Here is a 14,519-nt window from a genome sequence, read left to right on the forward strand (position 1 = left end):
GATTAGTTCTGATTGGCTGCTTTTATTTTTGAGCTGAGCGCCTGACTAGCCTTCAACATAGGCAGACGGACCTGATCAGATTTGATAATTCCTTGGTGAAAAAGCAGGTTTTTGATCCCAACTGGGTTGCCTTCCTGATACATCAGTGAATTCATTTCCAACAAAGAAAAGACGGTTTGCAGGGCATCTTCATCAGACCCATGTGTTATTACTTTAAATTCCTCGGGAAATGCATTTGCCATCACAGAAATAACTCCACTACCACCTATGCTCATGATCGGACGAGTCAACAAGTCATCTCCGGAAAGGAGTAAAAAATCCTTTGGCATAGCCGCAGCGATTTGCATGCATTGCTCCAGATTCCCACTTGCCTCCTTCATGCCGACGATATTTGGATGATGGGAAAGTTGAAGTGTGGTAGCGGAAGACATATTGGACATGGTTCGTCCCGGGATATTATACAGGACCATTGGAACAGGTGATACATCTGCCAAGGCTGTATAGTGTGCGATGATTCCCTCTTGGCTAGGTTTATTGTAGTAAGGGGAGACCGAAAGCAGGGATGCCACGCCGTAGAAATCTGTTTTTTTGATTTCATTTACCAAAGCATGGGTGTTATTTCCACCGATCCCAAGCATGACCGGTACCCGACCCGCATTGTAGTCAAGGCAGGCTTTCAGCACCTGTTTCTTTTCGGCGGAAGTCAAAGTAGCCGACTCTCCAGTGGTGCCCAGCACGACAAGATAGTCTACTCCGCCTGAAACTACATGATCGATCAGCTTCCTGAGACTGTCAAAGTCAATAGAAAGATCGTCATGAAAAGGAGTAACCAATGCCACTCCGGTGCCTTTGAATGCGTTCATGTTTGTAGGTTTGATTGGGCTGCAAAGATACAGTCTTAGCTCGGTTTTGGAGCCCGTTTGTAGAAAAAATAGGGTTTAGTGGGTTTAAAGTAGGATTTGGAAAAAGATTCATCGGTGGCCTTGAGAATCTTTTTGCCCCTATTTATTGCTCAATCATCCTCAAAAACGCTTCTTCCGAGATCAGCGGCACGCCAAGTTTTTGGAGATTTTCCGACTTCAATCTCTTTTGATTTCTGCTTTTGCAATCAACTTATCAAAATCTGATTGATAGGTTTGGTCCTGTATGATTCGAAACTTATCAAATTCACCCTCAGCTTTCAGTTTGGCTTCCAGCATGCTAACTTTTCCTTTGTCTCGTAAAATTGGATAGCTGGAAAGCTCGAGGAAGCTGTCTAGAAATTTGGTCCATTGCTGCATCGAAAAGGCCCTCCCCCTTTGCGCGTTATTCTCAGCCAAGTCTAGGTAGGCAGATACAATCCGGTTTAGCTCCTGAATATGCTGGTGAGCAAGGTAGTTTTTTGCAATTGCTACATCACTTTTTTGGATTTTTCCATTGGGAGCATCTTTCCAAGTCTTCAATCCCATATAGAGCTTGGTAGCATCGGCCTCGGTATAAATGATTTCTGCAGCAGTTTTCCCAGTGATGGCCCAATGAAGTTTGTTTTGGACCATACCAAAGAACTCCTTGGTTTGGGGACTTTTCGGGTCATAGTCGGTACTCAGCGAATAGAGATCGGTGATCTTTTGGTAAAACCTGCGCTCACTTGCCCGTATCTCCCGGATGCGCTCCAGCAGTTCATCAAAATAATCCTGCCCGAAGTGCTTTCCTTGCTTCATCCGCTCATCATCCATCACAAATCCCTTGATGATAAACTCGTTGAGTGTCTGGGTGGCCCATTTCCGGAAGTCTGTCGCTTGCATGGAGTTTACCCGGTAGCCAACGGCAAGGATAGCTTCTAAGCGGTAAAACTCCACATTTCGGCTTACGCTTCGTTTTCCTTCCTTTCGAACTATTTCCAAAATGGAAACAGTTGCTTCCTTTTCCAATTCTCCTGTATCGAAGATATTTTTCAGGTGTTTGTTGACAGCGGGTACGTTCACCCCAAAAAGCTCCGCCATAGCTTTTTGAGTCAGCCAAAAGGTGCCGCTTTGGAAGTAAACTGAGACTTTGACAGATTGGTCTGGATTATGGAAAAGTAAAATATCTCTGGGCTGCATATTTTTAGTTTAATTCATCTCTCCGATTCAGGCAAGTCAATTCTTGGACTTTTACCTTACTTAATTTAACTATTTGATAGGTTAATTATTTCGGATTCTCATTGAATAAACAATCAATTCCTCTGATTTGCGGTAGTTAGCGAAGTCTAGAAACTTGGTTGTTGTCTCAACCTTCTTGTTTCTAACCATTCACCATCCTCAAAAACTCCGCCTCAGAGATCAGCGGCACGCCGAGTTTTTGTGCTTTTTCCTTTTTGCTTGGACCCATTTCTTCGCCTTCGATGATGAAGTCGAGATTTTTGGAAACGGACGAAATGTACTGACCGCCATGTGCCTGTACGAACTCCACTATTTCATCCCGCTTGAAGTTTTGGAGTTTGCCGGAAGCCAAAATCCGTTTTCCAGCCAGACTCGACCCCAACTGCTTGGACTCGCTTTGCTCGACTTCAAACTTCAACCCGTGACTTTTTAGACGGTCGATGATTTCCAGATTTTCCGCTTGCGCGAAAAACTCCTGCATGCTTTGCACCAGCGTTTCTCCGACGCCATTGATTTCCAAAAGTTGCTCTGCGGTCGCCGCTTGAAGCTTCTCGATGCTGCCAAAGTGCCTAGCAAGCAATTGAGCGGTGTTTTCTCCGATATTTCGAATCCCTAAAGCAAACAAGACTTTCTCGAAAGGTTGAGCTTTAGAAGCTTTGATTCCTTCCATCATGTTGGAAATGACACCCTCCTGAAAGGTGTTTGCTTTGAGCTTTTTGATTCGCTCGTTCAACTCGTTCGGCAACTCCAGATTTAAATCCAAGAGAATCATGTGGACAGTGCCATGCTTTCGGCTGGCTGCCAGAATCTGCTCAAATTCAATTCGTCTACCCAAGAAAATCTCCAAAATCACCGCCACCGGGACGTAATCTTCCACTTTTCCAAGTTCGGAATGCCTATTGAGATGCTCCAAAAGGTAATCGACCATGCCTACGTTGGCAGGAACTTTCTTTTTCCAAAGTCGAATTTGGGATTGAAATTCCCTGAGCTTTTCCCGAAGGGGTAAATGCGAAAATTCTCCCAAAAAGTCCTGAATCTGCTTGAAGGAAATGGTCTCGGTGAGTGCAAATAATGCTTTTTCCAAAGAAATATAAAGCACTCCGGATTCTTCTCGCTCGTACTGATCCTGGCTCATTTCCAGTCCCAGAAGCTCACTTTGCTTTTGATCCAAATCATAGATATCGGCATAGTTTCGGATGAAACCCTGATCGATCAAGGCTCGGATTCGTTCCGTTCCCATGGAGTCGATATCCATCGCCCGCTTGCTGACAAAATGCTCGATCCGTCCCAATACCTGAGGTGGACAGCTGACCGCATTGGGACAATAATGCTTGGCTTCGCTTTCTTTTCGGATCAGTTTGGTTCCGCATTCCGGGCAGGTATCGATGTATTGGATAGGCTGCGCCTCAGGTTTTCTTCGAAGGTCATTTACAGCGGTGATTTTTGGGATGATTTCACCGCCTTTTTCCACAAATACAAAATCACCCACATGAATCCCCAAACGCTCGATTTCATTCGCATTGTGAAGAGAAGCACGCTTCACCGTGGTACCAGCAAGGCTGACAGGTGAAAGGTTGGCCACGGGAGTGATTGCGCCAGTCCGGCCCACTTGGTAGGTGATGGACAGGAGTTCGGTTTCTGCACTTTCGGCTTTGTATTTATAGGCTATGGCCCAGCGTGGGATTTTGGCAGTGAAGCCGAGTTCTTCCCGCTGATCGTAGTTGTTGATTTTTAACACGATGCCGTCGGTGTCCAAGGGAAGCGAAAATCGCTTTTCGCGCCATTCCTCAATGTAAGTAAGCACCTCATCAATGGTTGCGGCCTTTTGGTAAGTGGGGGAGACGTTGAATCCCCAGCTTTCGATTAGGTGGATAGCTTCCTCATGCGTGCTGACGCCGATTTCATCGCCTAGAAGCTGGTAAAAATAGCAGTTCAGACGTCGCTTGGCTACGACTGAGCTGTCCTGCATTTTCAAGGTACCTGAAGCAGCATTTCTTGGATTGGCCAAAAGCTGATCTCCTGCTGCTTCTTTCTCGGCATTGATTTTCAGGAATTCTTTCAGCGGTAGGAATATTTCTCCGCGTACTTCAAAATTTGATGGAACATTTTCACCGACCACTGTCAATGGAATATTCCGGATCGTGCGGACATTGGCCGTGACATCATCCCCTTTGAAGCCATCCCCACGGGTCACTGCGCGGACAAGTTTGCCGTTTTCATACACCAAACTGATCGCCACTCCGTCGAATTTCATTTCGCAGAAATATTCGTAATTGGTATGACCGAGGCCTTTTGCGACCCGCTCATCGAAGGCGATCAGCTCCTCTTTGCTGTAGGTATTGCCCAGTGAAAGCATCCTTGAACTGTGCTCCACCGTCTGGAATTCCTTGGTGATCGTGCCGCCTACGCGCTGGCTTGGGCTGTCAGGAAAAAGTAGATCTGGAAATTCCTGTTCCAACTTCACGAGCTCTTCCAGCAACTGATCAAATTCAAAATCAGAAATTTCAATCCTACTTTCCTGATAGTAAAGCTGATTGTGGTGATTGATTTCTTTGCTGAGTTGGGCGATTCGGACGGCGGCTTCGGAATGGGTCATTGATTCGAAAATATTGGAAAGCTAAAATTAAGAGGATTGGCTTAGATTGGAAGATCTGAAAAATGAAAGATTGGGAAATTATAAAGGATAAATTCAAAAGTCTGAAATCAGAAAATTCGCATCGGTTCATTGGACTTGATCAATTCACTTCAAAAAGAAATCAATTTCTCTATTTTTACCGCCTTATTCACTTTTCCAAATGACCCATCCCTTAAACAATCCCATCTGGAACGCCCTGAATACCGGAAGCGCCCACTTTTCCCATGGAAATGAACAGTGTAGGTTTATTGATCCTCGGATGGGTTTCTTTGCTGGAATGCCAAGCTATGAGCGAGAGGATTTGGACCGGCTTTATGCTGCCTGTACTCCAGGTCAGCGGGTTATTCTTTTTACTCCTGGGCATCTTCCGCTGAATCAGAACTGGCTGGTGTTAAATGACCGGGAGCTTCTGCAAATGGTTTGTGACGAAGGAATTGAAGGCTCACAACCAACCATGCCTTTGCTTAAACTCGGTGAAAAAGATATTCCAGCCATGCTTGAACTCACCGAGTTGACAAAGCCAGGACCATTCATTTCAAGAACGATAGATTTTGGAGGGTATTTTGGAGTTTTCGAAGGAGAAAAGCTGATTTCCATGGCAGGTAAGCGTCTCAGTCCAGATCCATTTGTTGAGATCAGTGCTGTGTGTACGCATCCTGATTATTTGGGAAAAGGTCTGTCGGCAAAAGTTATTCAACGCGTGATAGAAGAGATTAGGGCAGATGAAAAAACTCCTTTTCTTCATGTGTATCCGGAAAATACCCAAGCAATCAAGGTGTATTCGAAATTGGGTTTTAAGGAGAGAGCGATGCTGAGGGTCTATTTGCTGGAGAAAATTTGAAAAAATCAGAGTTCTCCTAACCCAATTGAATACTGAGCAGTAGAACTTGGTGAAAGTTCTGAACTGTTTTGCGGATACATTTCTAACAGTTTTTTGAATTTTATAATCTTCTTTACCTACTAGACCAATGAGCAAAAAAACCTCCACAGAAGCAAAAATTCTGGATTCCGCGTATCGGTTATTTTTGGGCAAAGGCTACCGTCATACGACGATGGATGACATCGCGCAGGATTTGGCAATGAGCAAAAAGACGCTTTACAAGTACTATCCCGGTAAGTTGGAACTCTTGTCGGCTTCTTTTGAAGTTCTGAAAACCAAAATGACTGCAAAAGTGGAGGCAATCCTGGATAATCGGTACATTTCATTTCCACTGAAACTCAAGTCTACGCTCACAGTCATCGCAACGCATTTGGCACCGATTAATCCCGAACTTTTCGAAGACCTTCGCGATCATGCTCCTGAAATATGGGAGGAACTCACCACCTACATCAATGAATCGGCCTACCTGCGCTTTGCGAAGCTAATTGACCAAGGGGTGTCTCAAGGACTCGTCAATCCCCGCCTGAATACCGGTCTCATCGTCATGTTGTATGCTGCTGCGGTTCAGTCGCTTTTGGATCCCAAATTTTCCGGGCAGTTTCCCACTGCGCTTCAGAAAGGGGTGAAAATCCCGCCGTCTGAAGTCTATGACCAAGCCATTAGTATCATTTACAATGGGATTTTGACACCCGAAGCCCGAAATGAATTTGAAAATGCCTGACCTCGCCTTCGGGTGATTTTCCTATCTTTGGCATCGATTTCAGAGGTCAGAGCAAAGCTTATTTCACTCTTCCGACTCCGGTCTCCCATTTATTTTACCCATGAGCAATAAAAATTTCAAACGCTTTACTGTCACCTCGGCGCTTCCCTATGCAAATGGTCCGCTTCATATCGGTCACTTGGCTGGATGCTACGTGCCCTCTGATATTTATGTCCGCTATCTCCGATCTCAGGGTCGTGAAGTCGCCTATATCTGTGGTTCGGATGAGCATGGGGTAGCAATCACCATCAAAGCTGCCAAAGAAGGCAAAACTCCTCAACAAATCGTGGATCAGTATCATGAAATGATGAAGGGAAGTTTCAAGGAATTTGGGATCAGTTTTGACCATTATTCCCGTACCTCTGCTCGGGTTCATCATGAGACTGCGCAGGGTTTTTTCACTGATTTGTACAACAAAGGTGAATTTTTGGAGCAGACTACAGAGCAGTATTTCGATGAGGAGGCAAATCAGTTTTTGGCGGATCGCTACATTGAAGGCACTTGCCCAAAATGCGGCAACGAGCATGCTTACGGTGATCAATGCGAAAAATGCGGCTCAGCTCTGAGTCCAACTGATCTGATCAATCCAAAATCGAAACTGAGCGGAAGAACTCCCGTGCTGAAAGAAACCAAGCATTGGTTTTTGGATTTGGCTCGATATCAATCTTTTTTGAAAAAGTGGATCCTCGAAGATCATGCGGAGGATTGGAAAAATAACGTTCTAGGACAGTGCCGCTCTTGGCTGGAAGCCGGTGACGGTTTGCAGGCACGATCCATGACTCGGGATTTGGACTGGGGGATCAAAGTGCCCTTGGAAGGTGCAGAAGGCAAAGTACTCTATGTCTGGTTTGACGCACCGATCGGCTACATCTCCTCGACCAAAGAATGGGCAGCAGAAAAAGGGATCGACTGGGAGCCTTACTGGAAAGATCAAGACACCAAGCTGGTACACTTCATTGGCAAGGACAACATTGTATTCCACTGCATCATTTTTCCGGCGATTCTCAAAACTCATGGGGGCTATGTGCTGCCTGAGAATGTACCTGCCAATGAATTCCTAAATCTCGAAGGTGACAAAATCTCCACTTCACGGAATTGGGCCGTTTGGCTTCATGAGTATCTGGAGGAGTTTCCTGGCAAGCAGGATGTGCTTCGCTATGTACTGACAGCCAATGCGCCCGAGACCAAAGACAATGACTTCACCTGGAAAGATTTCCAAGGTAGAAATAACTCAGAGCTGGTAGCGATCTATGGCAACTTTGTGAATCGGGCAGTGGTCTTGACTCAGAAGTTTTTCCAGGGGGAAATCCCTGCAAGAGGTGAGCTGACTGGCTATGACAAAGAAGTACTAGCTGCTTTGGAAGAATTCCCTGAGAAAATTGCGGCTTCCATTGAGCGGTACCGCTTCCGTGAAGCTTTATCGATTGTGATGGATTTTGCCCGATTGGGAAATAAGTACTTGGCCGATACCGAGCCTTGGAAGGAAATCAAAACCAACCCTGAGCGGACCAAAACCATCCTGAATATTGCCCTGAATATCGCTGCAAATCTGGCGATAGTCTCTGAGCCATTCTTGCCATTTACCGCTGCCAAACTGGTGGAAATGTTTGGAATGAATCAGGTTTCCTGGTCTCATGCCGGAAATGGCAAACTCCTTTCCGAAGGAAAAACCTTAGGCCAAATGGGTTTGCTCTTCGAGAAGATCGAAGACGAAACCGTAGAAAAACAAGTTCAAAAACTCCTTGACTCCAAAAAGATGAATGAAGCTGCCAATACGCCTGTTGCGCCAATGAAAGAACTGATCACTTACGATGATTTTGCTAAGCTGGATATGCGCGTGGTCACTGTCTTGGAAGCCGAAAGAATGCCAAAATCCAAGAAGTTGCTCAAGCTGAAAGTGGATATAGGTCTGGGCCATCGCACCGTCTTGAGTGGAGTAGCAGAGCATTTTGAGCCGGAATTCCTGATCGGAAAGCAAGTGACCATGCTGATCAACTTGGCTCCTCGGAAAATGATGGGCATTGATTCGGAAGGGATGATCCTGATGGCGGAAGACAAAGATGGAAAGCTAAAGTTGCTTCAGCCTCATGAAGGGACTGCGGGTGGATCGACGATTTCGTAGGTTATGTCATGCGGAGCGGAGTCGAAGCATAGACTAATCCAAAAGTATCAAGACCTTAGATTTAAGTATTAAGAATTAGAAACAAGATATTAGAGGCAAGAAACAAGTGTCTAGAAGTGAAATTTTGGATAAAAGAAACCTGTCAGCGTTTAGCGAACCTGACAGGTTTTTTTTAACCATCTCTGATTATGAACGAGGATTTGGTTACAGAATTATCTTAATGAAAACTGTTGCTGGAAACAGTATTCCTGTTCTTTTGATTTTTTAGACACAACCATTTTCAACGCAATTTTCTTAACTTCTCACATTCTGCTTTTCTTCGAATCAATAAAATAGCTTTGTCTTTTTCATGGAAATCACTACCGAAAATATCCTTTTGATAGGCTCATTACTTCTGATCCTCAGTATCATTGCCAGCAAAACTGCGGGTCGGGCAGGGATTCCTGTCCTGCTACTTTTCCTCGGAGTTGGGATGCTGGCAGGGACAGACGGTATCGGGAAAATCGCTTTTGATGATCCTGATACCACTCAGTTTCTTGGTATTTTGGCCTTGACCTACATTCTTTTCTCCGGTGGTTTGGACACCAAATGGGAATCCATCAAGCCTGTCCTTAAGCCGGGTTTGGTTTTGTCCACTTTGGGGGTTTTGCTGACGGCAGTTTCAGTAGGACTTTTTTCTACGCTGGTAGTTGATCTCACTTGGAAAGAAGGTCTCTTGCTTGGTGCGATTGTGTCTTCTACAGATGCTGCGGCGGTTTTTTCCATTTTGCGAAGCAAAAGCATCGGACTGAAAGGAAATCTTAGGCCTCTGCTTGAATTTGAATCCGGAAGTAACGATCCCATGGCATTTTTCCTTACGATCGGGATGACTTCCTGGCTGAGTGTGGAGGGATTTAGTCCGGTGGACTTGGTTCCTATGTTTGTAAAGCAAATGATTTTCGGGGCAGCTGCAGGGTTTCTTTTTGGTAAAGGGATTGTATTCCTGGTGAATAAAATCAATCTGGAATACGAAGGACTCTATCCTGTATTGATGCTAGGTTTGGTCGTGCTGGTCTATACCGTGACGGATTTGATCGGAGGCAATGGGTTTTTGGCCGTTTACCTTTCTGCCATTACTATGAATCAGAGTCGAATGCTTCACCACAAGAGTTTGGTGCGGTTTTTTGACGGAATCGCCTGGCTGATGCAGATCATCATGTTCATCGCTCTGGGGCTGCTCGTATATCCGTCTCAAGTATGGCCGGTAGTAGGAGTGGGATTTGTGATTGCGATGTTCCTAATCCTGGTGGCGCGACCCTTGGGTGTCTGGGCTTCATTGTCCTTCTTCAAGTATACCAATAGAAAGAAAGCATTTGTCAGCTGGGTAGGTCTTCGGGGAGCAGTGCCGATTGTGTTTGCCACGTTTCCGCTGATAGCCGGGATAGAAAAGAGTAATCTGATCTTCAATATCGTTTTCTTCATTGTTCTTACTTCGGTGGCCTTGCAGGCGACAACGCTTGCCAAAGTGGCCGCGTGGCTTCATCTGGCTGTGCCGGAAGGTTTGAAGCGGAAGAGTTTGCTGGATATCGAGCTATCGGATGATTTCAAAAATGCATTGGTCGAAGTCAACTTGCCGGAAGATTCAAAAATAGATGGCAAACAGATTTTGGAACTGGAATTTCCAAAGACTTCATTGATCGTATTGGTCAACCGAAAAAATAAATACATCACTCCAAATGGGGCAACCGAATTGATGTCAGGAGACAAGCTGATGATCATGATCAATTCTGGTGAGGAAGAACATCTGGTGAGGCATGCATTAGGTCTCGAGTGATTTTTTTGAAAGATGGTTTGATTTTGAATATTTTTTTGAAAAAAGATTAATTTTTGAAAAGATTGACTGAAAAAAATACTGATAATCTGTGTTTTTTTTGAAATTATTTGATTTTGAAGTTTATTTTTTATCTTAAGCTAGATTTTTAATCCAGCCAAGTATGAAGATAGATGGGTATTCCTGCAATGAACATTACGATGAAATGTTTACTGCAGAAGGCAAGACTAGAGCACAGTACGATGAGTTCCACAGTTTTCTAAGTAAAGTCTCCTCCAAGAAGATGAAGCAGCTCCAGGAAGCTGCCAACCGGACTCAAAAGGCGATGGGTATGACATTTAATGTCTACCATGACAACCAAGGATTGGAGAAGATCTTGCATTTGGACATCATTCCTAGGATCATTGCCAATGCAGAATGGAGAAAACTGGAAGCTGGGCTCAAGCAGCGGATCTATGCCTTAAATCTATTTCTACAGGACATATACAACGATCAGAAGATACTCAAGGACGGGATCGTCCCGGCAGAACTTATCTTGGGGTCCAAGGATTACCTCAAGCCCTGTATCGGCCTGACCCCTCCCAAAGGAATCTGGTGCCACATCACCGGTACGGACCTGGTGAAAAATAAGGACGGAGAGTATTACATTCTCGAGGACAATCTCCGCTGTCCCTCGGGTGTATCCTATATGCTGGAAAGCCGCGAAATCATCAAGCGAGCATATCCGCAACTGTTCAATGACGAAGGAGTAATGCCCGTCTCCGACTATCCTACAAAGCTCCTGAAAATGCTCCAGTTTCTGTCCAACAAGGCCAAACCAGTAGTGGGAGTATTGACTCCCGGAATCTATAATTCGGCCTATTTTGAACATTCATATCTCGCCTTGCAAATGGGAGTAGAGCTGGTCAACGGAGTCGATCTGATCGTAAAAGATAAGATTGCCTACATGCAGACGACCAAGGGCTTGCAGCAGATTGATGTGATTTACAGAAGAATCGACGACTCTTTTCTTGATCCGCTGACTTTCAATCCGCATTCACTTTTGGGGGTGCCTGGGATCTTTGAGGCGTATAAAGCGGGCAATGTCGCTTTTGCCAATGCTCCGGGTACAGGCGTAGCAGATGATAAGGCAGTCTATGCCTATGTCCCCCGCATAATCAAGTATTACCTCAATGAAGAGCCGATTCTGAATAATGTGCCAACATACCTGTGTCGGGAAGACGAGGACAGGAAATTTGTCCTGGACAATATTCATGAACTTGTCGTGAAAGAAACCAATGCTGCAGGAGGTTATGGAATGCTGATCGGGCCGAAATCAACCAAAGAGGAGCATGACAAATTCAGGGAATTGATCAAAGAAAATCCTACAAATTACATCGCTCAGCCTACTTTGTCACTTTCTACGGTACCTTGTCTGACAGATGAAGGCATCGAGGGAAGGCATGTGGACTTGAGGCCATACATCCTTTATGGCAACGAAATCGAGGTAATACCGGGAGCACTCACCCGAGTGGCACTCAAAAAAGGATCACTCGTGGTCAATAGCTCCCAAGGTGGGGGCAGCAAGGATACTTGGGTTCTTTACAATTAATCTGAAAAACTATGCTGAGTAGAGTAGCAAGTCATATTTATTGGTTGGGAAGGTATCTGGAAAGAGCCGAAAACTATGCACGCTTTATTGATGTCAACTTCAACCTAATGCAGGATCTTCCCATGGATCTCAAGGAACAATGGGGGCCACTGGTGGCTGCCACAGGTGACTTGGACATTTATCAAAAGAAATATATAGGCTTTGAGCGGCATCAGGTGATGTTCTTTTTGACCTTCGATATGGATAATCCCAATTCGATGCTGAATGCGGTCAAAAATGCACGGGAAAATGCCCGGATAATCCGTGAAAATCTAAGTAAAGAAACTTGGGAAAAAGCCAACGAACTCTATTACATGATGCAGACAGGCTTGGATAAGAAAGTCTGGAAAAAAGAGGATCCACGCCAATTCTATGAACAGGTCAAAAATCAAATACTGCTCCTTTACGGCTTGGCTGATGCCACTGTGGCCAGAACTGAGGGTTGGTATTTCAGGCAATTGGGGCAACTGCTGGAGCGTGCGGACAAAACCTCACGAATCCTCGATGTCAAATACCATATTTTGTTGCCATCGATCTATGAAGTCGGATCTCCGATGGATTTTCTTCATTGGATGGCTTTGCTCAAGTCAGTGACAGGGTTTAATACCTACCGGAGATTGTATGGGAATATAGATCCATCAGGAGTGGTGGAGTTTATGGTGCTTAACAAGTACTTTCCCCGCTCAATCTATTATTGCATCAAGGAAGCCGAGCGCTGTCTTCACTGTATCTCGGGAGGAAATACCGATGGATTTAAAAATTCCGTGGAAAAGTCGATCGGAGAAATGCGATCCCGTCTGGAGTACTCAGAGGTCGATGATATAATTTCTGCTGGACTTCATGAATATTTAGATACAGTTCAGCTAAAAATCAACCATATTTCCGACCTTATAGACATCAATTATTTCCGTATCAAGGAAAACAACATCACTCAATCTCAATCACAAGCATGACCTTTTGTCTGGGGATAAAAACCAAAAACGGCCTTGTTGGCCTTTCTGATACCCGAATTACCTCCGGTAGTGAGACCACTACCTCCAAAAAAGTGTATACCGTCAACAAGCGGAAACACTCCTTTTTCATCATGACCTCAGGCTTGAGATCTGTCCGTGACAAAGCAATCACCTACTTCTCCGAGGTCATAGACCGACAGGATGATTCATTTACCAAGCTGTATCAGGCGGTGAATGAATTTGGCAACCAAGTCAAAGTTGTAGCCAAAGAAGACAAGACCTATTTGGAAGAAGCTGGATTCAATTTCAATTTGTTCTCCATCATCGGTGGGCAGCTGGAAGATGATCCGGAGCCCAAGTTATACTTGTTGTATCCTCAGGGTAATTGGATCGAAATCCGCCGAGGTACTCCATTTGTCATCATCGGCAATACCGGGTTTGGCAATCCGGTGTTAAGACGTTCACTCCAGTTTGAAGACTCCCTGGAGTATGCCCTAAAATGTGCCTTTTTGGCTTTTGATGCTACTCGGATTTCAGCGAATGATGTGGATTTCCCCATTGATACGGTGATTCTCCGAAATGACGAATATGCGATCCGCGAGAAGCGTTTTGAGCAAAAAGAATTGGAACATATTTCGACGTTTTGGAACAATCGTCTCAAAAATGCCATTGCGGAACTTCCTTCTGAAGTGCTGAGCAGTGCCTTCGAGGATTTTGACTTTGCCACCCGGGAGGCTTGAGCCATGCTGGTACAGGTCACTCATCACTCCAGATACGACTACAGCTCAGAGGTGATTCTGGGGATCCATAAGCTGTATCTTATCCCTCAGCATCGACCCTATTTCAGGATAGAGCATCAGAAATTCTCCGTCAATCCGGACCCTGATGGTCAAAACTACAGGCAGGATCTAGCAGGTAATTGGTACAAACTGGCTTGGTTTTCAGGTCAGACCAGTTCCTTGGAGGTCACGGGAGAATGGATTTTCAAAATGCATGCATTCAATCCTTTTGGGTTCATCATTGACAAGAGCTTTGAGGAACAGGGCTGGAGTAATCCTTTTTTCCAATTCAGCTATGAGGATAAGACCGCCTTTTTGATCCCGTTTTTGTCTGATAAATCAGAAAATCAATTCACTGAATACCTGCTGGAGATCAAGAAAAATTCCACCGGCTTAGTAGATTTTTTAGTAAATCTAACGCAGAAAATCTATCAGGATTGGCAACACGAAATCCGGCATGAGCAGAATATCTGGGAGGCCGACTTTACTTTTTCAAGAAAAAGCGGATCATGCAGGGATGTTTCCTTGATGCAGATGGAAATGCTGCGCGAATTGGGTCTGGCAGCTAGATTTGTGAGTGGCTACGCCTTTAATCCGGATTTGGAGGAAGGACACGAATTGCATGCCTGGTTGGAAGTGTTCCTGCCAGGTGCTGGCTGGCTGGGATTGGATCCGAGCTTGGGTTTATTTACAGATCATCGCTACATCCCACTGGCTTGCCACCCGGATCCGGTCAGAACATTGCCGGTGCAGGGGACTTTTGGCGGGCTGGCTGATTCTGAGCTCAGGACGGTAGTGGATATGAAACTGCTGAACAAGGGGAAATAGTC

General features: G+C 45.1%; 11 protein-coding genes. 8 read left to right on the forward strand and 3 right to left on the reverse strand.

From position 1 onward, the window contains the following. Positions 1-2 precede the first annotated feature (2 nt). The 3 genes from dapA to ligA all read right to left on the reverse strand — a co-directional run bounded on the left by dapA (position 3) and on the right by ligA (position 4,716). Entirely contained in the window at positions 3-863 is an 861-nt protein-coding gene (gene dapA / locus DK188_RS16050) for a 4-hydroxy-tetrahydrodipicolinate synthase (protein ID WP_111671850.1), read from the reverse strand. Between the two features lie 216 nt (positions 864-1,079). Continuing rightward, a complete protein-coding gene (locus DK188_RS16060) occupies positions 1,080-2,081 on the reverse strand; it encodes a virulence RhuM family protein (protein ID WP_111671852.1) in 1,002 nt (333 codons plus the stop codon). A 181-nt stretch (positions 2,082-2,262) separates the two neighbouring features. Further along, positions 2,263-4,716: an NAD-dependent DNA ligase LigA gene (gene ligA / locus DK188_RS16065; protein WP_111671853.1), complete on the reverse strand. Its 2,454-nt coding sequence runs from the start codon at positions 4,714-4,716 to the stop codon at positions 2,263-2,265. A gap of 199 nt (positions 4,717-4,915) precedes the next feature. Here ligA and DK188_RS16070 point away from each other — a divergent pair, with 199 nt between their 5' ends. From DK188_RS16070 to DK188_RS16105, 8 genes are all read left to right on the forward strand, one after another. After that, on the forward strand, positions 4,916-5,596 hold the full coding sequence (locus DK188_RS16070) for a GNAT family N-acetyltransferase (protein ID WP_111671854.1): 681 nt from the start codon (positions 4,916-4,918) through the stop codon (positions 5,594-5,596). Positions 5,597-5,723: 127 nt separating this feature from the next. Next, positions 5,724-6,356, forward strand: a complete 633-nt coding sequence (locus tag DK188_RS16075) for a TetR/AcrR family transcriptional regulator (protein ID WP_111671855.1) — start codon at positions 5,724-5,726, stop codon at positions 6,354-6,356. Positions 6,357-6,456: 100 nt separating this feature from the next. Next, the gene (metG, locus tag DK188_RS16080) at positions 6,457-8,517 is read left to right on the forward strand and encodes a methionine--tRNA ligase (RefSeq protein ID WP_111671856.1); all 2,061 of its coding nucleotides are present in this window, start codon (positions 6,457-6,459) and stop codon (positions 8,515-8,517) included. Positions 8,518-8,866: 349 nt separating this feature from the next. Next, positions 8,867-10,330: a potassium/proton antiporter gene (locus DK188_RS16085; protein WP_111671857.1), complete on the forward strand. Its 1,464-nt coding sequence runs from the start codon at positions 8,867-8,869 to the stop codon at positions 10,328-10,330. Between the two features lie 160 nt (positions 10,331-10,490). Further along, a complete protein-coding gene (locus DK188_RS16090) occupies positions 10,491-11,918 on the forward strand; it encodes a circularly permuted type 2 ATP-grasp protein (RefSeq protein WP_111671858.1) in 1,428 nt (475 codons plus the stop codon). An 11-nt stretch (positions 11,919-11,929) separates the two neighbouring features. Next, positions 11,930-12,910 carry an alpha-E domain-containing protein gene (locus tag DK188_RS16095; protein WP_111671859.1) on the forward strand — a complete coding sequence of 327 codons (981 nt, stop codon included), beginning with the start codon at positions 11,930-11,932 and terminating at the stop codon, positions 12,908-12,910. Continuing rightward, positions 12,907-13,650, forward strand: a complete 744-nt coding sequence (locus DK188_RS16100) for a peptidase (RefSeq protein WP_111671860.1) — start codon at positions 12,907-12,909, stop codon at positions 13,648-13,650. The genes DK188_RS16095 and DK188_RS16100 overlap by 4 nt, the downstream gene beginning before the upstream one ends. Before the next feature lie 3 nt (positions 13,651-13,653). After that, complete coding sequence (locus tag DK188_RS16105) at positions 13,654-14,517, forward strand: transglutaminase family protein (protein ID WP_111671861.1); 864 nt, start codon at positions 13,654-13,656, stop codon at positions 14,515-14,517. Positions 14,518-14,519 lie beyond the last annotated feature (2 nt).

Origin of the sequence: Algoriphagus litoralis (assembly GCF_003259255.1) — a bacterium.
In the GTDB taxonomy this organism is placed as follows: domain Bacteria; phylum Bacteroidota; class Bacteroidia; order Cytophagales; family Cyclobacteriaceae; genus Algoriphagus; species Algoriphagus litoralis.

Bases quoted from the DNA above. Each gene is read 5' to 3' on its own strand.
- ligA (WP_111671853.1), bottom strand. From the start codon at position 4,716: ATGACCCATTCCGAAGCCGCCGTCCGAATCGCCCAACTCAGCAAAGAA.
- DK188_RS16060 (WP_111671852.1), bottom strand. From the start codon at position 2,081: ATGCAGCCCAGAGATATTTTACTTTTCCATAATCCAGACCAATCTGTC.
- DK188_RS16075 (WP_111671855.1), top strand. From the start codon at position 5,724: ATGAGCAAAAAAACCTCCACAGAAGCAAAAATTCTGGATTCCGCGTAT.
- metG (WP_111671856.1), top strand. From the start codon at position 6,457: ATGAGCAATAAAAATTTCAAACGCTTTACTGTCACCTCGGCGCTTCCC.
- DK188_RS16070 (WP_111671854.1), top strand. From the start codon at position 4,916: ATGACCCATCCCTTAAACAATCCCATCTGGAACGCCCTGAATACCGGA.
- DK188_RS16100 (WP_111671860.1), top strand. From the start codon at position 12,907: ATGACCTTTTGTCTGGGGATAAAAACCAAAAACGGCCTTGTTGGCCTT.
- dapA (WP_111671850.1), bottom strand. From the start codon at position 863: ATGAACGCATTCAAAGGCACCGGAGTGGCATTGGTTACTCCTTTTCAT.
- DK188_RS16095 (WP_111671859.1), top strand. From the start codon at position 11,930: ATGCTGAGTAGAGTAGCAAGTCATATTTATTGGTTGGGAAGGTATCTG.
- DK188_RS16090 (WP_111671858.1), top strand. From the start codon at position 10,491: ATGAAGATAGATGGGTATTCCTGCAATGAACATTACGATGAAATGTTT.
- DK188_RS16085 (WP_111671857.1), top strand. From the start codon at position 8,867: ATGGAAATCACTACCGAAAATATCCTTTTGATAGGCTCATTACTTCTG.
- DK188_RS16105 (WP_111671861.1), top strand. From the start codon at position 13,654: ATGCTGGTACAGGTCACTCATCACTCCAGATACGACTACAGCTCAGAG.